The organism is Phenylobacterium sp. (assembly GCF_036402295.1).
Classification (GTDB): Bacteria; Pseudomonadota; Alphaproteobacteria; order Caulobacterales; family Caulobacteraceae; genus Phenylobacterium.
The window spans coordinates 1-23,051 of the sequence record NZ_DASWTE010000385.1 but is presented as its reverse complement, the minus strand read 5'-3'; the positions used below and the strand labels follow the sequence as shown (position 1 = coordinate 23,051).

Here is a 23,051-nt window from a genome sequence, read left to right as displayed (position 1 = left end):
GCATTTTGCGTCGTCAGACATTCAACAACGAGTTGCAGTCGTCAGTTCCCAAGGTTGCAGAATAAATGGGGCGGAAGAAGGGCGTGTGCTCAACGCACGCCCAGGAATTCTCGCATTAACCTTTTGGCAATACTTGAGGCGCCCCTGCTTAGACGCAGACGACGCCTGATTTGGCCTCGGTGTAAGCCCCGCCCGCATAGGCCACTTCGCCGTTCACCAGCACGGTGTCGACGCCCTTGGCGGCGCGGACGTAGCGCATGCCGTCGCCCGGCATGTCGAAGGCCGGCATCTCGTCGGCACGGTCGATGGTGTCGGCGTCGAAGACCACGATATCGGCGGCGAGGCCGGGCTTGAGGCGGCCGCGGTCTTTCAGGCCCCAGATGTCGGCCGTCTCGCCGGTGATCTTGGCCACGGCCTGTTCCAGCGACAGGGCGCCAGCTTTGCGGACGAACTCCGAGAACAGGTAGCCGGTGTCGCCATAGGTCGAGAACGAGGACAGGTGCGCGCCGCCGTCGCTCGCGCCGATATGCACCAGGGGGTGGGCCAGCATGGGCCCGATGCGGTCGGTGAGCTGGTGCCCCTGGCTGGCCGACAGGAAGGCCACGTCCAGGCCGTGCTCCAGGCTGAGGTTGATGAGCGCCAGCGCCGGGACCTCGCCGCGGGCCTTGGCCACCTCGGAGAGGGTCTTGCCGACGAGCTCAGCGGGGGCGGCGTCGCCGCCGCGGACCACGAGACGGCCCATCATCATCTCGCCGCCGTCGGGTCCGAGATCGGAGACCATCTTGGCGACGGTGTCGGGATCGCGCAGCGCCGCCAGGCGCTCGGCCAGCGGCTGGCGCAGGATCCGCACCCAGCGGGGCAGGCGAGCGAAGAACAGGCTGGGGCGCAGCAGGCTGAAGCTGATGTCGATCGGCCGTGTCTGCATCTGTGGCCAGACGCGGGCCCCGCGGGCGAACTGCTCCTCGACCCGGGCGATGGCGCGGGGGGCGTTGTCGGGCACGGCCGCGGTGTCGAACAGCGGCGAGAAGGTGGTCGGGATATTGTGCTTCAGGGAAAGCTCGGCCAGCTGGTCGATGCGCGCGATGGTGATGTCGGTGGCGTAGAACTCCGGCACGCACTGGAGCATGCGGCCGTATTCGCCGAGCACCGCCGACAGCGCGTCCAGCTCCTCGAACTGGGCGAAGCGGCTGGGCACGGGGCGGCCGTTCTCGTCGACGTCGACGAAGCTGGTGGAGAGGCCGACCGCGCCGGCGTCCAGGCACTCGCGCAGCAGGTCTTGCATCTGCGCGATCTCGTCGGCCGTGGCGGCGCGCTCCTGCGCGGCTGGGCCCATCACCCACAGGCGGATCACGCTGTGGCCGACCAGCGGGGCGACGTTGATCGACAGGCCCTTCTCGATCGCGGCGCGGTAGCCCGCGAAGTCTTCCCAGGTCCATTCGAAGGCGGTGGTGAAGGCTTCGGGCGGCATCTCCTCGATCTGCTGGAACATGCCCACCAGGCGCTTGCGGTCGGCGGCCTTCAGGGGCGCCAGGGAGAGCGAGCAGTTGCCGGGCACCACGCAGGTGACGCCGTGCTCCAGCGCCGGCCGCGCGGCGCCGTCCCAGAGCAGCTGGACATCGAAGTGGGTGTGCGGGTCGATGAAGCCGGGCGCAACGACGCGGCCGGTGGCGTCTATGACCTCGCGGGCCTCGCCGGAGACCTGGCCCACGGCGGCGATCTTGCCGTCCTTCACCGCCACGTCGCCGGCGAAGCCGGGGCCGCCGGAGCCGTCGACCACCAGGCCGCCGCGCACGATCACGTCGAACATCCCAAAGCTCCTACTTGGGCCGTCTCCCTAGTCGTCAGCCCGTCGGCACGATCAGCCGCCAGGATTGTCCGTAGAGGTCCTCGAGGCTCGACGCGCCGCAGGCCTCCATCAGCTTCAGGCCGGTGTCCTCGTCCAGCAGCACCGGATGCTCGGATCCGTCCGGATGCAGCAGCCGGACCAGCAGCTCGGCCGAGCCGTCGTGGCCGGCGACGATCTCGGCGCCGACGATGACGGCCTCATCCATTCGAAACGGGCGGTTCCACGAAGACCACGTCCGACCCCAGCATCAGGCCGGGCGGCCGGCGCATCGCGAAGACGTGCAGGTTCCAGCTCTTGATGCGGTCGACCGCGGCCTCCAGCGGCTCGTCCGGCAGGGCGCGCGCCGCCAGCTGCTCGACCGTCTCGCCGGGACCCGGCGTGACGAACCGGCGCTGGCGGCTCAGGCTCATGGTCAGATGCGCTCGACGATGATCGCCGGCGCCATGCCGCCCGCCGCGCACATGGTGACCAGGCCGCGCTTCAGGTCGCGACGCTCCAGCTCGTCGAGGATGGTGCCGATCAGGATCGAGCCGGTGGCGCCAATCGGGTGGCCCAGCGCCATGGCGCCGCCGTTCACGTTGACCTTCTCGCGGTCGAGGTTGAGGTCGCGGATGAACTTCTCGGCGACCACCGAGAAGGCCTCGTTGATCTCCCACAGGTCGATGTCGTCGGGCGTCAGGCCGGCCTTCTTCAGCACCTTCTTCGCCGCCGGGACGGGGGCGTTGAGCATCAGGGTGGGGCTGTCGCCGACGTTGGCCATGGCGATCACGCGGGCGCGCGGCTTCAGGCCGTTCTTCTTGGCGTACTCGGGCGAGGCCAGCAGCACGGCCGCCGCGCCGTCCACGACGCCCGATGAGTTCCCGGCGTGGTGGAAGTGCTGGATCTTCAGGTCCGGATAGACACGGTTGATCAGGCCCGCCAGCGTGGTGCCGCGGTTGTCGAGCGGCGCATTGGCCATGGCCTCGAACGACGGCTTCAGGGCCGCCAGGCCTTCCAGTGTCGTCTGCGGCCGCGGGAACTCCTCGTGGTCGAGGGCGATGCTGCCGTCCTCGTTGCGGACGGGCACCAGGGCGCGGTCGAAGCGGCCTTCCTTGATCGCCTTGTCGGCGCGCTGCTGGCTGACGTAGGCCAGCTCGTCCAGCGCCTCGCGGCTGATGCCCTCCATCGTGGCGATGGCGTCGGCGCAGATGCCTTGGTGCGACTGCGGGTGCAGCTCACGCAGGTGGAGATTGCCGGCGTCCATCAGGGCCGGGCCTTCGAAGAACGCCTGGTTCTGCGGCGCGCTGGAGGCGGTGTAGGACATCATCTCGGTCCCGCCCGCGATCACCAGGTCCTCCATGCCCGACATGATCTGGGCGGCGGCGAGGTTGACCGCGGTGATGCCCGAGCCGCAGAAGCGGTCGAGGGTCACGCCCGAGGCGCGGATGTCGAAGCCGGCGTCGAGGGCGCCCATGCGACCCATGTCGTTGCCCTGCTTGCCGCGCTGGGACGAGCAGCCCCAGATCACGTCATCGACTTCCTCGGTCTTCAGCGCGTTCCGCTCGGCGATGGCGCCCAGCACGGTGGCGGCCAGACGCTGCGGGTGGAAGTCGGCCAGCGCTCCCTTGCCGACCTTGCCGATGCCGCGCGGCGTGCGGCAGGCGTCGATGATGTAGGCTTCGGGCATGTCTTTCCTCGCGAGCGTAAATGTCGTTCGGAAGAAAGTTCTGCGCTCTCCGTAAGGTCAGTCTAGGCCAATTCGAAGGGCGGCCTGACAGCCCGGCAGGGGGCTTCCAGCTCGACGAGCCGGATCGCTGCGGCGAGGTCGGATCCGGCCGTGCGCGCCCGGCGCCGGGCCTGAGCCAGCCAGCCGGCCTCGCCGGTGAGCTGGTGGAGCCGCAGGAGGTCGTAGACGTCGCCCGACCGGCGGGCGGCCTGGGCGGCGCGGTCGGCGAAGGAAGGCTCGGCGTAGGCGTCGTGCGCCAGCGACCAGAGCTCGGCGTCGCCGGCCTCGGCCGGCAGGCCGGCCAGCGCGGCGTGCAGGCCGTCCGGTAGCGGGAGGACGCCGGCGCGGGCCAGGGCCAGGTGGTGGCGCAGCGCCGGGCGGCCGGCCACGATGGCGGCGTACAGGCGGTCCGCGGCCCACGCGGCGAAGGGCGTGGGCTCGACCTCGCGGGCGCCGGCGCCGTCCAGCAGCCGCGCCAGGATGGACAGGGGCGCCGACCCGGGCGGCGCACGTTGCGTGAAGGCCTCCAGCGCCCGGGTCTCGTCCTTCCGGTCGCAGCGCGCCCGGGCCACGTCCGCGCGGACCGTCCAGGCGGTCCAGCTGTCGCCAGCCCGCGCCGCCCAGACGTCGGCCGCGGCCAGCAGGCAGGGGTCGCTCCAGGCCAGCGCGGCGCGCAGGGCCAGCCACGCCAGGCGAAGCGCTTCGGGGTCGTCGACGTCCAGCCAGACCTGATGCGCCCGTTCCAGCGCGGCGCCCAGCGGCCCGTCGGCGGGCGGGCGACGGCGGTGGCGCCGCGGCGCCGGCGCTTCGGCGAACGCCTCGGCGAAGGCCGTCATGTCCGCGAAGCGGGCCGCCGGGTCCTTGGCCATCGCCCTCGCCAGCACCTGCTCGACCTGCGGCCACGCGTCGATCCCCCGCGCCGTGAAGGGCAGGGGAGGACGTCCGGCGATCCGGGTGAGCAGTTCTCCCTGCTCGGCCGTGGCGTCGACCGTCGGCAGACCGGTCAGCAGCAGGTAGGCGAGGGCGGCGACGGCGGCCTGCTCGCCGCGAGGCGTCACGGCCGGCGGCAACCGCCCGGCGGCCAGCGCGGCGGCCATCTCGGGCTCGTAGAAGTGGGCGATGCCGGCGCGGGAGATGTCCGTGCCGCCGGCGGAGTTCAGTCGCGCGCGGCCGAAGTCCAGCAGGGTGACTCGGCCGTCGTCGGCCACCAGGATATTGCCTGGGTGGATGTCACCGTGGAGCACGCCGCGCGCATGCAGGCGGCCGTAGGCGGCCAGCAGCGCGGCGACGAGGGCATGCGACCGGCGACGGTCGGCGCTGGCCCTGGCTTGCTGGGCGACCGCCGCGATCGGCGCGCCGGGACGCCATTCCATAGCCAAGAACCGGCGGCCGTGGACCTCGCCGACCTCCAACAGGCGCGGGCTGTCACCACCGCCCAGCCGCTCGAGAATCCGCGCCTCGTGGGCGAACGGCAGTTTCCCGCCGGGGCGGGCGATCTTCAGCGCCGCCGGCGTCTCGTCTGCGGCGAGGGCGCGATAGACCTCGCTGTCCTCCAGCGCCTGCACCAGGGCCACGATCTCGTAGCTGCCGAACGCCTGCCCCGCGGCGAGGCTGGGCGCGATCGCCTGGGCGTCCGGCGAGTCGGCCGGCACCAGCACCCGGCCGTCGACCAGGGTGGCGAGCGCGTCGAACGCGTCCTCCAGGGTGGCGAAGGGGTCGCGCGCCTCGGCCTGGCTGAAGTCGAGCACGGCGTCCACGAAGCTGCGCGGCTCGCGGAAGCGGTCCATCAGCCGGGCCAGTTCCGGGCTGACGAGGCGGGTGGTCACCCGGAAGCCGGGCCGGCTCACCACCACGTGCCCGGGCGGCGCGGGTCCGATCTTGGCCTGCAGCCGCAGCGACAGGTCGCCGATCTCCACCAGCTGGGCGTCGGCCGGCAGCATGAACAGGGTCTCGGAGAGGCCGGCGTCAGGCCCGCTCATGCCATCACCCAGTTCTTGACGCCTTGCTCGGCCAGGCGCGCCGTTACGGCCGGCGCCGGGTCCTCGCCTGGGCGGCGGACGGCGACGATCGCCTCGGCCAGGCGAGCCGTGATCCACGACCGCCAGCTCTGCAACGCCGCGCCCTCGACGGGGCGGGGGTCGCGGCCCCAGGAAAGCAGGCCGTCGCCGGTGATCTCAGCGGTGAAGGGCGCCCCTTGCGCTGGCGCCCGTCGCAGGGCGTGCGACAGCGCCTTGGCGACCGAGCTCAGGTGATCCAGATCGTCGAAGTAGGCCACGATCTTGTCGGGCCGCAGGAGACCGGCGGCGCCGCGCCCGACCTTGAACGAGCCGACCTCCAGGCGGGCGAAGGTCGCCGCCACGACGGGGAAGGCGGCAGCCAGCGCCTCGGGACGCGGGCTGACGTAGAGCTTGCAGGCCGGCGCGTCGTTGGCTTGGCGGCCCACGCGGCTGAAGCTGATCCAGCCCGCATGGGTCGACGCTTCGTAGGGCTGCGCCAGCAGTTCCCGCACGGCGCCGCCTGGGCCAAGTCCGAGGACGGACAGCGGGTTGTCTCCCGGCCCGAAGGCCAGCTCGGCGTCACGCCCGAAGGGCGCGGCGCCGAAGCTGTAGAGCCGCCGGCCGATCAGGCCGACGTCGGATGTGGGGAGCGCCGCCACGGTCCGGATGGCCCGCAGCGAGAGCTCGGCGAGCCGTCCAGCCATGGCGGGCATTCCCGCTAGTGCCCGAGGGACTTGAGCGCGCCCTCGAGTTGAGCGCGCACGGCGGGCGCCTCGGCCGCCGTCGGGGCGTAGCTCCTCGAGATGGTGTCGAGCTTCTCGACCGCGATCGCGAGTTGCTTGCGCATCTTGGGAAGGTCGGCGATCCGGTGGGCTTCCATGCCCACGTGCACGATCGGCGTAATCGGCGTGGGGATGGTCTCCAGCGAGGAGCCGCCGCAGTCGGGGTTGGGAAGTCCCACGCCGCCGCCGCCGCCGCTGCGCGCGCCGGCCCGGGCCAGGTCGGCCCACACCGCGCTCGCCACGACGGACGAGCCCACGTCGTGGATCGCCTCGCGCAGCGCCGGGTTGCCGTCGGGGTCCCCTTCGCGGAAGGCGAGGCCGATGCTGTCCAGAGCCGCCTGGTCTTTCAGGGCCCCGCGTACGGTCTCACGTGCAATCTCCAGGACATGCTCCTTGCCGAGCACGCCCGCGACGGGGGAAATCCACCAGGGTAGCGGCTCGCCGTCTTCGGCGGGGAGGAACGAGCCTCCGCCGGCGCCGGATGCTGACGGAATACTGACCACCAGGTCCTTTATGACAAAGTCGGTCCGTTCGCGCGCCTGAGCTTCCATGCGCGTCCTCCTTGTTTTCTGAGCTGTTGGCTTCGCAGCACTGGGAACGGCGGCGCAAGATACTTGCCCCACCCTTGGATTATGCTCCTGAACACTTGTAGCAGCCGATAACGACGCTACGCGCGGTGACGCCGCGGAGTCAATGAAATTACACCAAAAAGTTGTATTGCTAAGCTTGTTGGCCCAGCTTCAGTTGCGCTGCGATGCGGGGCGATGCAGTGCGGTGCGATGTGACGCGTTTGTGTCCGGTCAGCGCGCCCAAAGGTCGTGGGCGGGGAGGCCCAGGCGGGCCTCGATGGCCGCTGCGGCGTCCAGGCAGACGTCCTCGCGGAAGCGCCCGCCGATGAGCTGGCAGCCGACGGGATGGCCGTTCACGTAGCCGATCGGCGTGGTCACCACCGGAACGCCCAGCGCGCTGACCGCCATGTTGAAGCGCAGGTCGTTGCCGAAGATGCGCCGGACCGCCTCGGTGCTCACCAGGTCGGCGTCGTAGGCGGGCGTCGGCTGCACCGAGACCGGCGCCAGGATCACCGGCCAGTCCTCCAGCATCGCCAACCAGCGGCGGATCAGCCGCGTCCGGTAGGCGACGCCCTGCTGGTACTCGGTGGCGTCGAGCATCTTGGCCATTGTCAGGATGCCGTCGAGCGCGCCCTGGAACAGCGGGCTGCCCTGTTCGCGGTACTGTTGGAGCTGTAGCGTCGCGATCTCGGTCGAGATCAGGTCGACCCACAGCTGGAACACCTCGTCGAGGTCAGGAACCTCCAACTCCACCACTTCGTAGCCGGCGTCGGTGAGCCACGCGGCGGCGCGGTCGATCAACGCCAGGACCTCGGGGTCGGCTTCCAGGCTGGCGGGGATCTTCGCCTTCGCGACACGCCTGGCGACGGGCGGCCCCTCGAGCGGCGCGGGGACCCACCAGGGGTCGCGCGCGTCCCGGCGGCTCATCACCTCCAGCGCCAGGCGCAGATCGGCCACGTCGCGGCAGAGCGGACCCTGGACGCTCATGAGCTGCGCCATCGGCGGTCGCTCGACCGTCGCCGACGGGTTGAAGGCCGGAATGCGGCCCTGGCTCGGGCGGACCGTCGCCACGCCGTTGCAGAACGCCGGCCAGCGCAGCGAGCCGCCGATGTCGTTGCCGTGCGCGATGCAGCCGATGCCCACCGCCACCGCCACGGCCGCGCCGCCAGAGGAGCCGCCGCAGGTGATCGCCTTGTCCCAAGGGCTCCAGGTCTGGCCGTGCAGCGGGTTGTCGGTGAACGCCCGCATCGAGAACTCGGGCGTGTTGGTGAGGCCGAGGATGATCGCGCCGGCCTTCTTCAGGTTGGCGGTCACCGGCGCGTCTCCGGGGGCGATGTTGTCCTTCAGCGCTACGACGCCGTTGGAGTTGGCCTGGCCCTCGACGTCGATGTTGATCTTGATGGTCACCGGCACGCCGTGCAGCGTCGGCAACTCGGCGCCCGAAGCCTGCAGCCGGTCGGCGGCGCGCGCGGTCTCCAGCGCCTGGTCGGTCAGCTCGACCACGACGGCGTTCAGTGACGGGTTCTTGGCGCGCAGCCGCTCGACGTGGGCCCGCGTGACCTCCTCGGAACTGACGCGCCCCGACCGGATCGCTGCGGCCGTCTCGACGGCGCCCCACTGCCAAATCTGCGACGACGTCATGCCAACTCTCCCTGGACGTCAGGGTGCGGAGGCGTCGCGCGGGCCGTCAACCCGTGGCGGTCAGAGTTCCAGCGGAAAGAGCTGGGCGACCTTCTGCGGCTCGCGCTTCCACACGTCGGAGGCGTCGACGTAGAGCTCGATGCCGTTGCCGTCGGGGTCGGCCATGTAGAGCGACTTGGTCACCTCGTGGTCAATGGGGTCGGTCACGACGCCGGCGGCCTCCAGCTTCGCGCGCGCCTCGCGCAACTGGTCCAGGCTGTCGCCGATCTTGAAGGCCACATGATGCAGCCCCGCGCCCTCGGTCGTCGCCGCATCGCCGGGGACCAGCATGACGGCGAAGTCGTGATGGTTGCCCAGGGAGAAGAACGTCATCCTCATCCCATTCTCCTCGAAGCGTGCGCAGATCGGCAGGCCCAGTACGTCGCCGTAGAAGCGCTCGGCGCGGTCGATGTCGGTGACGCGCACGACCACATGGCCGAGAGATTGGATCTTCATCGTTCCCCCCATCGTCGTTCGGAGAGTGATGTTATCAGACCTCAGCGGCCGCGCCTAAGCGCAAGACCGTCCACCATCGCCTGCAAGCCCATCTCGAAGGTGGCGGTGGAGTTCTCGGTCGCCCCGCGGCCGGCCTGTTCGGCCAGCGCGAAGCCCATGGCGTAGCGGGCCAGCACCATGAAGGCGCCCCAGGCCTGGCGGTCGTCGAAGCCCTCGGCCCGCAGCCGCGCGATGTTGGGCTCGAAACGGTTGCGCCGCCGCGCCTCCGTGGGCCGCGCCGCCGCCAGCACCCGCGCGCCGTCGCGCACCGACAGGGCCGCGCGGCGGTAGGCCCGCGCGCCCTCGGCCAGCCAGGTCTGCCAGTCGTCGAAGGCGTCGGGGGCGGGCAGGACGTCGCCGAGCAGCTTGTCGGCCATCAGGTCGCGCAGCTCGCCCATGTTCTTGAAGTGCCAGTAGAGCGACGGGCCCTTCACCCCCAGCTCGGCCGCCAGTCGGCGCGTCGAAAGCTGGTCCAGCCCCACCTCATCGAGCAGCTTCAGCGCCGCCAGGACGATGGCGGCGCGGTCGAGCGGCGGGCGGACTTCGGCGGCGGTCACGCGCCCCGCATACCACGGCCTGAAATACGCCTGCAAAGTTTCCCTACCAGTGCTAGGCGATGGAAACGCGGCGGCAGACCGCGACGATGGCGGAGGATGTGATGCAGCGCAGACTGGCGATCGGTTTGGCGATGGGCGCGGGCCTGCTGGCGGCGGCCCCGGCCGCTGCGAAGGACCTGATGGGCGTGGCGTGCTCAAGCCCCGCGCCCGTCCATTGCCCCGAGACCGGCTGCACCAGCGCGGAGGTGGGGGACCTGGGCAACGCGACCGAAACGAAGTCCGGCCGGAAGTTCTTCCTCGACTATCCCTGCGACCTGAAGGCGGGCGAGAAGGTCACCTTCATCCTGTCGCTGCACGGCGGCGGCTCGATCGGCAACTGGCAGCGCCACTACTTCCCGCTGATCGACTTCAAGGAGAAGCACCGGCTGGTCATCGCCACCCCGTCTGGCACCCGCAACATCTGGGTTCCGGACCAGGACGACGCCTACCTGCAGGGCATCGTCGAACAGGTCGAGGCGGCGGTGGGCAAGGGCAACATCAAGGCCTTCTGGTTCGCCGGCCACTCGTTCGGCGGCCAGACCTCGAACCGGCTGCTGAACTCCGACTTCTACCGCCAGCGCCTCACCGGCTGGGTCAGCCTCTCGGGTGGCCGGCTGGGCTCGAAGCGCGAGGAGGTCCGCGCGCCGATCCCGACGGGCTCGGGCGGGCCGGGCGGTCCGCCGCCCCAGCCGGCTGGGACGCCGCCCGGCGCGCCGATGCGGCTGGCCGCCGACGCCTCGATCCTGCCCGACTTCGCCTTCTCGCACATCTACGAGACCGGCGAGCACGAGCTCACCGCCGCGGGTCTGCCGGCCGGCTCGCGCTGGGCCGAGAAGCTGGGCTGCAAGGCGCAGGGCAAGCCGCGCGAGGTGGTCGACGCCAAGGCCGGCTACGTCCAGGACACCCGGGTGCAGGCCAACCCCAACAAGGTGTGGGGTCTCAAGGCCCGGCCGGGTGCGGCGAAGATCTATGACTACCCGGCGTGCCCGGGCGGCAAGGTCGTGGCCGACGTGGTGCGCATCGACAAGGGCCACACCGAGGGCCTGGAGCCGAGGGTCACGGAAGAGATCGTCAAGCTGATGCTGGCGGCGAAGTAGGGGGAGCGAAGACCATGAAGAAGCTGATGGCGCCAATGGTTCTCGGGGCGGCCTTCGGGGCGCTGGCCGCAGGACCCGCCCTGGCGAAGGACGTGGGCGGCGTGGCCTGCACGACGCCGCAGCCGGTGCGCTGCGACGGCGACGCCTGCTCGACCTCGGGCGCGCTCGCCGACCTGGGCAACGCGACCGACACCAAGACCGGGCGCAAGTTCTTCCTCGACTACCCCTGCGATCTGAAGCCGGGCGAGAAGGTCACCTTCATCCTCAACATCCACGGCGCCGGCTCGATCGGGAACTGGCAGCGCCACTACTTCCCGGCGTCGGACTACGTGCAGAAGCACCGCCTGGTCGTGGCGACCCCGACCGCGGCCACAACCGGCTCGATCGGCCCGGGAGGCGGGCCGGGCGTCCGCCGCTGGGACGCCGCGGCCGACGACGCCCACCTGCAGAACATCACCGACTTCGTCTTCGACAGCTTCGGCAGGAAGAACATCAGGTCGATGTGGCTGGCCGGCCATAGCCAGGGCGGCTTCACCTCGCGGCGGATCGTCTGCAGCGACTACTTCAAGGGCAAGGTCGACGGCTGGCTCAGCCTGTCGGGCGGCCGCATCGGCCAGGCCCCGTTCGTGAGCCAGTTCGGCCCACCTCGCGCCGATGGCGGGCCGCCGCCGCCGCGCCCCGCCGGCCCCAATCCGCTGGCGAACGACACCCCGCCGGCCTGCGAGTTCAGCCACATCTTCGAAGTGGGCCAGTGGGAGATCGACAGCCTGCCGGGGACCTCGCCGTGGGCCGTGAAATACGGCTGCGCGATGCGAGTCCGCGAAAAGGACATCGTCGACGCCAAGGCGGGCTACGTCTGGGACTACGCGCGGGCCGGCTACAAGGTGTGGGGGACCAAAGCCCGGCCGGGGACCAGCGAGGTCTACGTCTATCCCAAGTGCAAGGACGGCCGCGTCGTGGCCGACGTCGTGCGCATGGACAAGGGCCACACCGAGGGCCTCGAACCCAAGGTCACCGAGGCGCTGGTCAAGATGATGGTCGGCGCGAAAGGCGGGAAGGCGCAGGGCGGGGACTGAGCCAGCGCCCTAATGTTCTCGAGCCCTCCTCCTCGATGGAGGAGGGGTGGGTGGAGGTGTGACCGCAGAGCCGAGGCAGATGGCGCACTTGGGCGCTAGCGCCGATCGCGTTCCAAGCGTCCCGGCCCCGCGCACACCTCCATCCCCGGCCCTTCCTCCATCGAGGAGGAAGGGAGAGCACCTCTTCACCCCTGCGGCAGCGCCAGCGACGCCTGGCCGAAGGCGTAGCGCCAGCCGTCGGCCGTGCGGACGTAGGTGTCGCTGAACCACAGGGTGCGGTCGAACGCCTTGCCGCCGGCCACATACTTCAGCCGCAGCTTGGCGGTGACGACCGCCGTGTCGGCGCCGAACATCCGCACCGTCTGGCTGCCGGGCTCCTCGTCCTGGACCTCGTAGGCGATGGTCTGCTTGCGGGACTCGCTCAGCAGGTCGTCGCGGGTGATCACGGCGCCCGAGCCCACCACCAGGATCATCTGCGGGTGGAGGATCTTCGCCATCGTCTCGGCGTCGTTGGCCTTCACCGCGGCCTGGTACTGGACGTCGAGCGCGGCGACCGTGGCGGCGTCATCGGCCTGCGCGGCGCCGGCGGACAATGCGAGTGCGGCGGCGGCTGCGGCGGCGGTGCGGGTCATGGGTATCCTCCCTCCAGGGAGGCTCCGCGTAGCGCGGTTTTCGGACCTGCCGCTCGCGGGAAACGGACACGATAGGCGCCGGGTCTTCGAAATATTGGTGTAATGTGGCGGGACGAAAGTGACGCCCGGCTCACGTTCGTCGTGGACGCCGAACGATAGCGATTGGGGAGCTTCCATGACCCGCCTCGGCATGATCGGCCTGCTGGCCACCACCGCGTTCGTCGCCGGCTGCGCCAGCGACAGCCAACAGGCGGCGCTCACCGGCTCGGCGATCAACGCCTCGGCGACGACGCCCGCCAGCGTCGACAACTTCATGCTGGTGGACGCCAACCTGGAGGCCCACGAGCTCTACCGGATGACCGACGCCAGCGCCGTCGTCATCGTCACCCAGGCGAACGGCGACGCGGTGCTCCGCGGCCTCGCGCCCCAGCTCAAGACCCTGGCGTCGACCTACGGCGCCAAGGGCGTCGAGTTCCTGCTGCTGAACTCCAGCCTGAAGGACAGCCGCGAGGCGATCCTCGCGGAGGCGGCGTCGGCGGGCTACGCGATGCCCGTCCTCCTGGACGGCAACCAGATCATCGGCGAAGGCCTGGGCGTCACCCGCTCGGCCGAGGCGTTCGTGATCAACCCGAAGACCTGGACAGTCGCCTACCGAGGCCCGGTGAGCGGGCTCGCGGCGGCGCTGGACGCGCTGGCCGCCGGCCAGCCGGTCCCCGCCGCCACCGCGGCGTCGACCGGCGCGCTGATCGACTTCCCGCACCGCGGGGCGGGCGCGAAGCTCACCTACGTGAAGGACGTGGCCCCGATCCTCGAGGCCAAGTGCGTGGCCTGCCACCAGGAAGGCGGCATCGGCCCGATGCAGCTGACCAGCTACGAGATGGTGAAGGGCTTCTCGCCGATGATCCGCGAGGTGATCCGAACCGACCGGATGCCGCCCTACAACGCCGATCCGCACGTTGGGAAGTTCTCGGACGACAAGAACCTCTCGCCGGCCGAGATCAAGACCCTGGTCCACTGGGTGGAGGCCGGCTCGGCGCGCGGCGACGGCGCCGACCCGCTGGCCGCCGTGAAGCGCGTCGCGCCCGAGTGGCCGCTGGGCAAGCCCGACCTCGTGCTCAACATCCCGTCGTTCAAGGTGCCGGCCTCGGGCGTCGTGGACTACCAGCGCCCGGCGATGCCCAATCCGCAGCTGGAAGGCCGCTGGATCCGCGCCACGACGGTGAAGCCGGGCGACCGCCAGTCGGTGCACCACGTGCTGACCGGCTGGATGTCGGAGATGCCGAAGAACGGTGTGTCGTCCGAGACCCGCTGGCGCGGCTCGGTGGGCGGCTATGCGGTCGGCTCGGAGTCCAGCGTCTACGCCAAGAACGTCGGCAGCTTCCTGCCGGCCGGCGGCGCGATCGGCTTCCAGATGCACTACACGCCCTACGGCAAGGAGGCGGTCGATAACTCGCAGATCGGCGTCTACTTCTATGACAAGCCGCCCGAGCTGATGATGCGCAACGTCGTCGTCATCGACGGCACGATCACCATCCAGCCGAACACCAAGCGCCACAAGGAAGTGGCCTACGTCGAGTTCCCGAACGACGCGCTGCTCTACTCGGCGTTCCCGCACGCCCACTACCGCGCCTATGCGAGCGACCTGTGGCTGCAGACGCCCGACGGCAAGAAGACGCTGCTGCTCAGCCTGCCGCGGTACGATTTCAACTGGCAGCGCAGCTACACCTTCGCCCAGCCGATCAAGGTCCCGGCCGGCTCGCGCCTGATCGCCCACTACGTCTACGACAACTCCAGGACCAACCCGGCCAACCCCGACCCGAACATCAAGGTCACCTGGGGCGAGCAGAGCCACGAGGAGATGTTCTTCACCTCCGTGGCGTTCCGCTGGCTGGACGAGACGGCGGCCAAGCAGGTCGACCATGAGGGCCGGTTCGCCAAGACCCGCCTGCTGGGGATGATGGACGACAATATCGACGGCAAGCTGCAAAAGGCCGAGCTGAAGGGCCAGATGGGTAACATGATCGGCATGGCGTTCGCCAAGATCGACACGAACGCCGACGGCGCCATCGACCGCGACGAGCTCGCCGCCGCCCAGTCCCTGCTGCCGCAGCGCCGTCGCGGCGGCCAGGCCCAGGACGGCCCGAGCGAGACCACGCCGCTGGGTTAGGTCCCTTTCAAGATCGTCATGGCCGGGCTTGTCCCGGCCACCCAGAAGCGCAGTCGCCCACGCAAGGGCCCGCGGCGGCGTCGCCGAGATCCATTCTGCGCCGCCTCGCCTCTGGGTGGCCAGGACAAGCCCGGCCATGACGAGCGGGAGGGGTAGGCGGCTAAGTCACCCTTTAGGCCCAAACGTCACGGTCAGCAGCGCGCGCACCGTCCGCGGCGCGATCGGCCACAGCAGGCCGGAGGGGGAGGCCCAGTAGCCTTCCTTGCCGGTGAGGTTCGACGCCAGCACCCGGAACATCGCCGGGCGACCGCCCAGTTCGAAGCGGTGGCGCGCGCCCAGGCTCAGCATCGTCACCGCTGGGGTCTTGAAGGTGTTGGCTGTATCGGCCCAGCGCTCGCCCGAATAGGTCACCTGGGCGTCCACCGACCAGGCGTCGGTGATCTGGCGCTCGACGCTGGCGTTGGCCACGAAGCTGGAGATCCCCGCCGCCCGCGAGCCCACGACGCCGGCGTCCACCAGCGGTCCGGTGACCTTCGGCGTGAAGGCGACGGCGCCCAGCACCACGTTGGTCTTGGCGCCCAGCTGCCCCGCCAGCGAGCCCTCGACGCCCCGGTGGCGCACCCGGCCCACCAGCCCGTACGAGCCGTCGGCGCGGAAGCCCTGCGTTGGCTTGGAGACGTCGAACAGGGCGCCGATGAAGGTGAGCGACGGCGTCAGGTTGTGGCGCACCCCCAGCTCGAACTGCTCGGACTCCACCGGCGGCAGCACCTCGTCGCGGTTGGTGGCCGAGGTGGGCGCGATACCGCTTTCCTCCAGGCCCGTCACCCAGCTGCCGAACACCGCCGTGCGGCCGGTCACGCTCAGGATGGCGGAGGCGTTGTAGAGCGTGGTCTCGCTGACGCCCTCGGTGCGCACGCCGGCCTTGCTCAGCACCGTCTTGTCGTAGCGTGTGCGGTGGGCGGCCAGCCGCACCTGCAGCCGGTCGGCCCAGGCCAGGCCGTAGCCCAGCGAGCCGGTGACCTGCTCCACCTCGTCCTCGCCGCGGCGGCCGGTCCACGGCTGCTCGATCCCGTCAGGCTCGTCGCCGCGGATGTTGAAGGCGCCCAGCGGGATCGCGACGTTGGAGGTCAGCTCCACGCGGCTGCGGCGCCCGCGCACCGACGCGGTGAGCAGGTGGCTCAACCCACCGGCCTCGAAGCGCCGGCCGATGCGGGCTTCGGCGGAGTCCGAGATGTTGCGCTTGCCGGCCGTGCGGTAGGTGGTGGCGAAGGCGTCGCCGTTGGCCTTCGTCTGGATGATCGTGAAGTCGGCCCCGTCGTTGTCGAACTGCGAGCGGAAGGCCGCCACGTCCACCGTCCAGGCGCCGAAGCGGCCGTCGTAGAGGACGCCCAGGTTGGAGTTCATCGCCTCGACCCGCGCCCAGTCGGGCGAATACTGGTGCAGCTTGCGCGGGTCGGGCGGGACGGCGCCGTCGGTCGGGAGGAAGGCGTAGTCGCCGTCGTAGCGGCGCCGGTAGAGCGAGGCGAAGGCGCGCACGCGCTGGTCCGGCGCGACCTCCCAGCTGCCCACCGCGCCAACGTCGATCGCCTTGCCCTCGCTGCCCGGGCCCCAGCGCGAGAGCGGCCGCCAGATGAAGCCGCCGGCCAGGCCGATGCGCCCGTCGTCCGACTTCCACGACCCGTCGCCCTGGACGACCCGCGTGCCGAAGTCGCGGAAGCCCGCGCCAAGCCGGACCTCGTTCACCGCGCCCGGCGAACGCAGGCGATAGTTCACCACCCCCGACGGCGCCGGGTAGGCGAGGCGCGCGGCGTTGACGCCCACCCGCACGCCGACACCCGCCAGGATCGGGTCGTTCAGCGGCGAGGCGCGGCTGAAATAGGCGTCCTCGATCCGGTAGGCGCCGGAGTCGTTGATGTCGAAGCCGCGGACCTCGCCCTCGTTGTAGAGGCCCGACTGCTCGGTCCCGACGCGCTCTCCGAAGGCGTCGGCGGCAGTCTGCACCGCACTGTCCTGCGCGGCGGCAGGAGTAGCGGCCCAGGCGAGGAGAATTGGCCCCAGCAGAAGCGTACCCGCGATACGTGACATCGTTGTAATCCCGGCGAACTAGGCTGTTCAGACCGGGCGGTTTGTCCGATGCTCCGGGTGGGGACGGCGTGGCTGTGAGCGTGATTTCTGCGTGATGGTTTCACGATGAACGAACATGTCGCGCTTTGGCCCAAGATGACCTTGGCCCGTGAGCTGCCCTTCAGCCTGGCCGGAACGCAGGTGCGCCCGGCGGCGCTGGAGGTGGAAACCGGCGGCAAGGTGATCGCTCTCGAGCCCCGGGTGATGAAGGTGCTGGTGGCGCTGCACCGCGCCCGCGGTCATCCGGTCAGCCGCGACGAGCTCATCGACATCTGCTGGGACGGCCGCATCGTCACCGAAGGCGCGCTCAACCGCTGCGTGATGCAGCTCCGGAAAGCGCTGCTCGCCAACCCGCGCGTCAAGCTCGATACGATCGCCACTGTGGGATACCGGCTGCAGGCCGGCGTCGACATCCAGCCCCTGCCGACCGCGCCCAATGCCGATCAGCCTCCCGCCGCCGCGCCGCCGGCGTTCCCATCGGCGCCGCGCCGCTGGCTGTTCGCGGGCGGTGTGGCGGCTGCCTTCGTGGCGATCGCGGGCGCCGCGACGTTCGTCCTCATGCCGAAGCCGGTCACCTGGACGGCGCAGTCCTACACCCAGCTGACCGCCGAGCCGGGAATGGAGACCCACCCGGCGCTCTCGCCCAACGGCCAGCAGCTCGTCTATGCCCAGCGGCCGACGTCCGCCGTCTACCGCGACCTCTTCATCCGCAGCGTCGACCAGGGAACGCCGGTGCGCATCACCAGCGACCCGGCGGACGACCACAGCGCCGCCTGGTCGCCCGCGGGCGACCGCATCGCCTTCGTGCGGACGACGCCCGGCGGGCATTGCTCGATCCTCGTCGTCCCCATGCCGATCGGAGCTGAGCGGACGGCGGCGCGCTGCCAGTCTGCCGTCTACACGCGGGTCAGCTGGCTGGACGCCGACACCCTGGTCTTCGGCGACCGGGCCGGCCCGTCCGTGCCGTGGCGGATCCGTGCGGTCGACCTGACCAGCGGGGCGATGAAGGACCTGACGGCGCCGTCGCCCGAGACGCTCGGCGACTCCGACCCGATGGTCGCGCCGAACGGCAAGCTGCTCGTCTTCCGCCGCACCCTGCTGCACGGCGCCGACGACCTGTACCTGAAGGACCTGAAGACCGGCCGCGAACGCGCGCTGACCACCGACGGCTGGAAGGCGGCAGGCTACGTCTGGTCGCACGACAGCCGCCACATCTTCTATTCGTCGAACCGCGGCGGCGAATTCGGCCTCTGGACGATCGACACCGCCCGGCGCGAACCGCCCACGCGCATCAGCCTTGGCGCGGGGCAGTTCACCTTCAGTCGCATGTCCAGCGACCGGCGCAACCGCCTGGCGGTCGAGGCGCCGCGCACGCGGACAAACATCGTCGCCATGGGGCCCGACGGCGCCATGACGCCGGTGACGAACCACTCCAGCGCGGACTGGGAGCCCGAGGGCGCCGCCGACGGGACCGTGACCTATGTGTCGAACCGCTCGGGCGCCTCCGAGCTGTGGATCACCCGGCCCGATGGCCAGTCCGTGCGGCTGACCAACATCATGGGCAGCTACACCCACTCGCCGGCCTGGTCGCCCGACGGCCAGACCATCGCCTTCGTGGCGGTGAAGGGGCGAAAGGCCGAGATCTACACCGTGAGCCGCGACGGCTCGCGCCTCCGCGCGGTCACCGCCGACGGCCTCGACAAGCTGGACCCGGTCTTCACGGCGGCAGGCGACCGCCTGCGCTATCTGCAGCGGACGGCCGACGGCTATCGCCTGATGGAGATTGCGCTCAGCGGCGCGCCTCGACCTCAGGAAGTGGCCGGCGGCCGCGGTCTGACCGGCCTGCGCCGCGCGCCCGACGGGCGCTGGTTCGGCCAGACCCTGAACGACTCCCGGGTGGTCGCCCTCGGCGGCGCCCCCGCGCCGAACGTGACCATCGGCCCCTACGACACCTGGACGGTCGGCCCCGAGGGGATCTACGTGTTCGTCGTCCGCGGGGCGACCAACCCGCCGGCGGTCTGGCTGCATCCCTGGACGGGCCCGGCGCGCAAGCTTCGCGAAGTGGGCGGCGGCGGCGACATCGGCGTGGCCGCCGACGGGCGGGCGCTGTTCTCACAGTACTCCGACGAGCAGGTCGATCTGGGGCTCTTCCAGCTCACCAGCAACTAGGGCTCCCAGTAGACCTCGATGTTGTGCCCATCGGGGTCCTCGCAGCGGAACCAGACGAAGTCGGGCTCCTCGCTGAGCGGCGCGCGCATGGTGACGCCGTCGCCGGTGAGTCGCGCGTGGAGGTCGCGCACGGCCTGCGGGCTCTCCAGCCGGAAGCCGAAGTGGAACCAACCCGGCAGCTCGCCGGGCGCGCCGGGCGCGAGCGCCAAGTCCATCCCCGCGTCATCGCGCAGGAACAGAACGTCCTCGTGCCAGACGTGCTCCCTCAGCCCGAAGGCGCGCTTGTAGAACGCTGCGGCGCGGCCAACGTCCGCGACATGCAGGTGCAGGTGGTTGATCTGCATGGGGGCAAACTAACCCCACACTTTCCGATCGTCATGGCCGGGCTTGTCCCGGCCACCCAGATACGAGGCGCTGCCCTTTGGTCCGCCACGTCGACGCCGCTAGTCCAACACCTAGACTTGCGTTTCTGGGTGGCCGGGACAAGCCCGGCCATGACGAGCGAGAGGGAAGGGAAGCGCAGGCTACTGCGCCGCCTGTTCCTGCGCGTAGCCGAGCTGCTCGTTCAGGCGGTCCAGCACGCTGATCGCGGCTTCGGGGATCACGGTGCCCGGCGGGAAGATCGCCGCCACGCCCATCTCCTCCAGCGTCTTGAAGTCCTCGGGCGGGATCACGCCGCCGACGAACACCAGGATGTCGGGCCGGCCCAGCTTCTGCAGCTCGGCCTTCAGCTCGGGCACCAGGGTCAGGTGCCCGGCGGCGAGAGAGCTCGCGCCCACCGCGTGCACGCCGGTCTCGACGGCTTCGGCGGCGGCCTCGGCGGGCGTCTGGAAGAGGTCGCCGATCTCCACCTCGAAGCCCAGGTCGGCGAAGCCGGAGGCGATCACCTTCTGGCCGCGGTCGTGGCCGTCCTGGCCCATCTTGGCGACCATGATGCGCGGCTTGCGGCCGTCGGCCTGGGCGAACGCCTCGGCCATCGCCTTGGCCCGCTCGCCGGCGGGCGTGGAGCCGGCCTCGCGCAGGTAGACGCCCTTCACCGCGTCGGCGTGCGCCTTGTGGCGGCCGAACACCTTCTCCATGGCGTACGAGATCTCGCCGACAGTGGCCTTGGCGCGGGCGGCGTTCACCGACAGCTCCAGGAGGTTGCCGTTGCCGGCCGCGCCGGCGGTCAGCGCGTCCAGCGCCGCGGCCACGGCCTCGGGGTCACGCTCGCGCTTCAGCCGGTTCAGCTTCTCGATCTGGGCGTTGCGGACCGCGGTGTTGTCGACCTTGAGCACCGGGATGTCGTCGGGATGCTCAGGCTTGTAGCGGTTCACGCCCACCACGGTCTGCAGGCCGGCGTCGATGCGCGCCTGGGTGCGGGCCGAGGCCTCCTCGATGCGGCGCTTGGGCAGGCCCTCCTCGATGGCCGCCGCCATGCCGCCCAGGGCCTCCACCTCGGCGATGTGGTTCAGCGCCCGCTCGGCGAGGTCGGCCGTCAGCCGCTCGACGTAGCAGCTGCCGCCCCACGGGTCGATCACGCGGGTCTGGCCACTCTCCATCTGGAGGAAAAGCTGGGTGTTGCGGCTGATCCGGGCCGAGAAGTCGGTGGGTAGCGCCAGCGCCTCGTCGAGCGAGTTGGTGTGCAGGCTTTGGGTCTGGCCGCCGGTGGCCGCCATCGCCTCGATCACGGTGCGCGGCACATTGTTGAACACGTCCTGCGCCGCCAGCGACCAGCCGGACGTCTGGGTGTGGGCGCGCAGGGAGAGCGAGCGGGCGTCCTTCGGATCGAACTCCTGCTTCATGAGCTTGGCCCAGAGCAGGCGGCTCGCCCGCTGCTTGGCGATCTCCATGAAGGCGTTCATGCCGGCGTTCCAGAAGAACGACAGGCGCGGCGCGAACTGGTCCACCGTCATGCCGGCGGCGACGCCCGCGCGCACGTATTCGATGCCGTCGGCCAGGGTGTAGGCGAGCTCGAGGTCCAGCGTCGCCCCGGCTTCCTGCATGTGGTAGCCGCTGATCGAGATGGAGTTGAACCGCGGCATCTCCTTGCTGGTGTAGGCAAAGATGTCCGCGATGATCCGCATCGAGGGGCCGGGCGGGTAGATGTAGGTGTTCCGGGTCAGGAACTCCTTCAGGATGTCGTTCTGGATCGTGCCGGCCAGCTTCTCGTGCGGCACGCCCTGTTCTTCCGCCGCCACGATGTAGAGCGCCAGGATCGGCAACACCGCGCCGTTCATGGTCATCGACACGGTCATCTTGTCGAGCGGGATGCCGTCGAACAGGGTCCGCATGTCGTAGATGCTGTCGATCGCCACGCCGGCCATGCCGACGTCACCGGGCACCCGCGGATGGTCGCTGTCGTAGCCCCGGTGGGTGGCCAGGTCGAAGGCCACCGATAGGCCCATCTGCCCGGCGGCCAGGTTCCGGCGGTAGAAGGCGTTGGAGTCCTCGGCCGTGGAGAAGCCCGCGTATTGGCGGATCGTCCACGGGTTGGTGGCGTACATGGTGGGGTAAGGGCCGCGCACGAACGGGGCCAGGCCCGGGAAGCCGCCCAGTTCCGCCACGCCCTTCACGTCGCTAGGCCCATAGGCCGGGCGCACGTCGATGCCCTCGGGCGTGGCCCACGGCTTGGCGGTGGGCGCGGCGACCTTCAGTGGGCCGCCGTCCAGCGGCAGGGTCGCGAAGTCGGGGAACTTGGTCATGCCGCGACCTCGTGCTTTTCGGAGATGCGCATCGCCTTCAGCGCCGGGCAGCGGCCCTCGGGGCCGGGCAGGCGGGCGACGGCGGCGTCAAGCTCGGCAGGCTTGCCGGGCTCGACCTCCACGGCCTGCTTGTCGGTGGGCGGGAAGGCCGTGACGCCCAGGATCTTGGGGTCGCCGCGGCTCTCGACCGCCTTGCCGACCTCGCGGGCGACGAGCCCCTTCTCCAGCGCCGCGATGATCCCGCCGGCGGCCTCGATGGCCTGCAGCTTCGTCCAGGCGGCGCGGGCGATCTGGTCGGTCAGGCTCTCGATATAGCCCGCGCCCGCGGCCGGGTCGGCGACGCGGCCCACACCGGCCTCTTCCATCAGCACCAGTTGGGTGTTGCGGCTCTGGCGGCGCGCGAAGGCGGTGGGCAGGCCGAGCGCGTCGGTGAAATTGCCCAGCACCACCGCGTCCGCCCCGCCCGCGGCCGCGCCGAAGCCGGCGGCGGTCAGGCGGATCATGTTGGTCCAGGGGTCCTGGGCGGTGAGCATCCGCCGCGAGGTCCGCGCCTCGACGCGCGCTTGCGGCTTGCCGCCGGAGGCCGTGGCGATGCGGGCGAAGACCACGCGGGCGGCCCGCAGCTTGGCGAGCGTCAGGAAGTAGTCGCCCTCGGCCGCTAGCCCGAGCGTGATCCGGGCGAAGGCCTCGTCGGCCGGGAGGCCCGCGCGGACCAGCGCCTTGGCGTAGGCGATGGCGGCCGTGGCGGCGACGGCCACCTCCAGCGCCTCGCCGCCGCCGGCCTCGTGGGCGACGCGGCCCGAGGCCAGGAACAGCTGCGCCTGCGGATAGGTCTGCGCGTGGCGGGCGGCGACGGTGGCGCAGCTCACCAGGTGACTCTCCACTGGCCCCGGGCTCGCGCCCGCCTCGGCGAAGGCGCTCAACGGGTCCATGTGGAAGTTCAGCTTCGCCCCCGGCGACGACTTCGCCACCGCGTGCAGCGCGTCGGCCGCTTTCGCGCCCAGGAAGCCGGCGTCCAGCCCCACGGGCGCCAGCTCGACGATGACGTCCTTGAGCGCGCGGGCGAGCGCATCGGCGGTGGCGTGGCCCTTCACGATCACCGAGGCCGCGCCGCCTTCCAAGTCGGCCAGCAGGTCGGCGTTGACCCGCGCGGGGTCCGGTTGCGCAGACAGCGTCCGCACGTCCCACGGACGCTCGCTGTCGAACGGCCGGACCGGGAAGCCCGCGGGTTTGTCGCTCGCCGCGTAGAGCGGCGCGATCTGCAGGCCTTCGACCGTCGACTTCGTCAGGCTTTCGAAGGGCTTGTCGCCCAGCGTCTTGGCGACCAGGGCGCGCCAGGCGTCCTCGCCGGCAGGCGTGATTCCGGGGTCGAGGCGGGCGATGTCGGCCATGGCGCGAATTGCGCGCGCCGCGCCCCGACCGTCAAGATCAC

19 protein-coding genes are annotated in these 23,051 nt (G+C 70.8%); 4 read left to right on the top strand and 15 right to left on the bottom strand.

From position 1 onward, the window contains the following. Positions 1–148: 148 nt before the first annotated feature. The 10 genes from VGD44_RS22575 to VGD44_RS22530 form a co-directional block, all read right to left on the bottom strand. Complete coding sequence (locus VGD44_RS22575; protein ID WP_331090633.1) at positions 149–1,807, bottom strand: N-acyl-D-amino-acid deacylase family protein; 1,659 nt, start codon at positions 1,805–1,807, stop codon at positions 149–151. A 34-nt stretch (positions 1,808–1,841) separates the two neighbouring features. Then, the gene (locus VGD44_RS22570; RefSeq protein ID WP_331090632.1) at positions 1,842–2,051 is read right to left on the bottom strand and encodes a hypothetical protein; all 210 of its coding nucleotides are present in this window, start codon (positions 2,049–2,051) and stop codon (positions 1,842–1,844) included. Further along, positions 2,044–2,256, bottom strand: coding sequence for a hypothetical protein (locus tag VGD44_RS22565; RefSeq protein WP_331090631.1), 213 nt, complete (start codon positions 2,254–2,256; stop codon positions 2,044–2,046). Before VGD44_RS22565 ends, VGD44_RS22570 begins: the two co-directional genes overlap by 8 nt. A gap of 2 nt (positions 2,257–2,258) precedes the next feature. Further along, positions 2,259–3,512, bottom strand: a complete 1,254-nt coding sequence (locus tag VGD44_RS22560) for an acetyl-CoA C-acetyltransferase (RefSeq protein ID WP_331090630.1) — start codon at positions 3,510–3,512, stop codon at positions 2,259–2,261. A 62-nt stretch (positions 3,513–3,574) separates the two neighbouring features. Next, a complete protein-coding gene (locus VGD44_RS22555) occupies positions 3,575–5,530 on the bottom strand; it encodes a protein kinase domain-containing protein (RefSeq protein ID WP_331090629.1) in 1,956 nt (651 codons plus the stop codon). Then, complete coding sequence (locus VGD44_RS22550) at positions 5,527–6,252, bottom strand: hypothetical protein (protein WP_331090628.1); 726 nt, start codon at positions 6,250–6,252, stop codon at positions 5,527–5,529. The genes VGD44_RS22555 and VGD44_RS22550 overlap by 4 nt, the downstream gene beginning before the upstream one ends. A gap of 14 nt (positions 6,253–6,266) precedes the next feature. Continuing rightward, complete coding sequence (locus VGD44_RS22545) at positions 6,267–6,881, bottom strand: hypothetical protein (RefSeq protein WP_331090627.1); 615 nt, start codon at positions 6,879–6,881, stop codon at positions 6,267–6,269. Positions 6,882–7,130: 249 nt separating this feature from the next. Next, complete coding sequence (locus tag VGD44_RS22540; protein WP_331090626.1) at positions 7,131–8,540, bottom strand: amidase family protein; 1,410 nt, start codon at positions 8,538–8,540, stop codon at positions 7,131–7,133. A 60-nt stretch (positions 8,541–8,600) separates the two neighbouring features. After that, a complete protein-coding gene (locus VGD44_RS22535; RefSeq protein ID WP_331090625.1) occupies positions 8,601–9,035 on the bottom strand; it encodes a VOC family protein in 435 nt (144 codons plus the stop codon). A gap of 41 nt (positions 9,036–9,076) precedes the next feature. Further along, entirely contained in the window at positions 9,077–9,631 is a 555-nt protein-coding gene (locus tag VGD44_RS22530) for a TetR/AcrR family transcriptional regulator C-terminal domain-containing protein (protein WP_331090624.1), read from the bottom strand. 101 nt (positions 9,632–9,732) lie between these two features. Here VGD44_RS22530 and VGD44_RS22525 point away from each other — a divergent pair, with 101 nt between their 5' ends. Both VGD44_RS22525 and VGD44_RS22520 read left to right on the top strand, forming a co-directional pair. Beyond that, positions 9,733–10,767 (top strand): hypothetical protein, encoded by a 1,035-nt coding sequence (locus VGD44_RS22525; protein WP_331090623.1) that lies wholly within the window; start codon positions 9,733–9,735, stop codon positions 10,765–10,767. Between the two features lie 14 nt (positions 10,768–10,781). After that, positions 10,782–11,843, top strand: a complete 1,062-nt coding sequence (locus VGD44_RS22520) for a hypothetical protein (protein ID WP_331090622.1) — start codon at positions 10,782–10,784, stop codon at positions 11,841–11,843. A gap of 185 nt (positions 11,844–12,028) precedes the next feature. Here the strand turns inward: VGD44_RS22520 and VGD44_RS22515 are convergent, their stop codons facing one another. After that, entirely contained in the window at positions 12,029–12,475 is a 447-nt protein-coding gene (locus VGD44_RS22515) for a nuclear transport factor 2 family protein (RefSeq protein WP_331090621.1), read from the bottom strand. Between the two features lie 175 nt (positions 12,476–12,650). Between VGD44_RS22515 and VGD44_RS22510 the strand changes: the two genes are divergently transcribed. Then, on the top strand, positions 12,651–14,642 hold the full coding sequence (locus VGD44_RS22510) for a hypothetical protein (protein ID WP_331090620.1): 1,992 nt from the start codon (positions 12,651–12,653) through the stop codon (positions 14,640–14,642). 165 nt (positions 14,643–14,807) lie between these two features. On the opposite strand, the gene VGD44_RS22505 is transcribed toward VGD44_RS22510, so the two are convergent. Continuing rightward, positions 14,808–16,727 carry a TonB-dependent receptor domain-containing protein gene (locus tag VGD44_RS22505; RefSeq protein ID WP_331090619.1) on the bottom strand — a complete coding sequence of 640 codons (1,920 nt, stop codon included), beginning with the start codon at positions 16,725–16,727 and terminating at the stop codon, positions 14,808–14,810. A 105-nt stretch (positions 16,728–16,832) separates the two neighbouring features. Between VGD44_RS22505 and VGD44_RS22500 the strand changes: the two genes are divergently transcribed. Next, the gene (locus tag VGD44_RS22500; protein ID WP_331090618.1) at positions 16,833–18,935 is read left to right on the top strand and encodes a winged helix-turn-helix domain-containing protein; all 2,103 of its coding nucleotides are present in this window, start codon (positions 16,833–16,835) and stop codon (positions 18,933–18,935) included. On the opposite strand, the gene VGD44_RS22495 is transcribed toward VGD44_RS22500, so the two are convergent. From VGD44_RS22495 to VGD44_RS22485, 3 genes are all read right to left on the bottom strand, one after another. Next, a complete protein-coding gene (locus tag VGD44_RS22495; RefSeq protein ID WP_331090617.1) occupies positions 18,932–19,279 on the bottom strand; it encodes a VOC family protein in 348 nt (115 codons plus the stop codon). The two genes, VGD44_RS22500 and VGD44_RS22495, sit on opposite strands and share 4 nt — an antisense overlap. Positions 19,280–19,459: 180 nt before the next feature. Then, complete coding sequence (gene scpA / locus VGD44_RS22490) at positions 19,460–21,619, bottom strand: methylmalonyl-CoA mutase (RefSeq protein ID WP_331090616.1); 2,160 nt, start codon at positions 21,617–21,619, stop codon at positions 19,460–19,462. Further along, positions 21,616–23,051 (bottom strand): methylmalonyl-CoA mutase family protein (locus VGD44_RS22485; RefSeq protein WP_414694711.1); only part of this gene is annotated, 1,436 nt, incomplete at its 5' end. The genes VGD44_RS22485 and scpA, both read right to left, overlap by 4 nt.

Coding starts and splice junctions, on each gene's coding strand:
- VGD44_RS22575 (WP_331090633.1), bottom strand. CDS start 1,807: ATGTTCGACGTGATCGTGCGCGGCGGCCTGGTGGTCGACGGCTCCGGC.
- VGD44_RS22570 (WP_331090632.1), bottom strand. CDS start 2,051: ATGGATGAGGCCGTCATCGTCGGCGCCGAGATCGTCGCCGGCCACGAC.
- VGD44_RS22565 (WP_331090631.1), bottom strand. CDS start 2,256: ATGAGCCTGAGCCGCCAGCGCCGGTTCGTCACGCCGGGTCCCGGCGAG.
- VGD44_RS22560 (WP_331090630.1), bottom strand. CDS start 3,512: ATGCCCGAAGCCTACATCATCGACGCCTGCCGCACGCCGCGCGGCATC.
- VGD44_RS22555 (WP_331090629.1), bottom strand. CDS start 5,530: ATGAGCGGGCCTGACGCCGGCCTCTCCGAGACCCTGTTCATGCTGCCG.
- VGD44_RS22550 (WP_331090628.1), bottom strand. CDS start 6,252: ATGGCTGGACGGCTCGCCGAGCTCTCGCTGCGGGCCATCCGGACCGTG.
- VGD44_RS22545 (WP_331090627.1), bottom strand. CDS start 6,881: ATGGAAGCTCAGGCGCGCGAACGGACCGACTTTGTCATAAAGGACCTG.
- VGD44_RS22540 (WP_331090626.1), bottom strand. CDS start 8,540: ATGACGTCGTCGCAGATTTGGCAGTGGGGCGCCGTCGAGACGGCCGCA.
- VGD44_RS22535 (WP_331090625.1), bottom strand. CDS start 9,035: ATGAAGATCCAATCTCTCGGCCATGTGGTCGTGCGCGTCACCGACATC.
- VGD44_RS22525 (WP_331090623.1), top strand. CDS start 9,733: ATGCAGCGCAGACTGGCGATCGGTTTGGCGATGGGCGCGGGCCTGCTG.
- VGD44_RS22520 (WP_331090622.1), top strand. CDS start 10,782: ATGAAGAAGCTGATGGCGCCAATGGTTCTCGGGGCGGCCTTCGGGGCG.
- VGD44_RS22515 (WP_331090621.1), bottom strand. CDS start 12,475: ATGACCCGCACCGCCGCCGCAGCCGCCGCCGCACTCGCATTGTCCGCC.
- VGD44_RS22510 (WP_331090620.1), top strand. CDS start 12,651: ATGACCCGCCTCGGCATGATCGGCCTGCTGGCCACCACCGCGTTCGTC.
- VGD44_RS22505 (WP_331090619.1), bottom strand. CDS start 16,727: ATGTCACGTATCGCGGGTACGCTTCTGCTGGGGCCAATTCTCCTCGCC.
- VGD44_RS22500 (WP_331090618.1), top strand. CDS start 16,833: ATGAACGAACATGTCGCGCTTTGGCCCAAGATGACCTTGGCCCGTGAG.
- VGD44_RS22495 (WP_331090617.1), bottom strand. CDS start 19,279: ATGCAGATCAACCACCTGCACCTGCATGTCGCGGACGTTGGCCGCGCC.
- scpA (WP_331090616.1), bottom strand. CDS start 21,619: ATGACCAAGTTCCCCGACTTCGCGACCCTGCCGCTGGACGGCGGCCCA.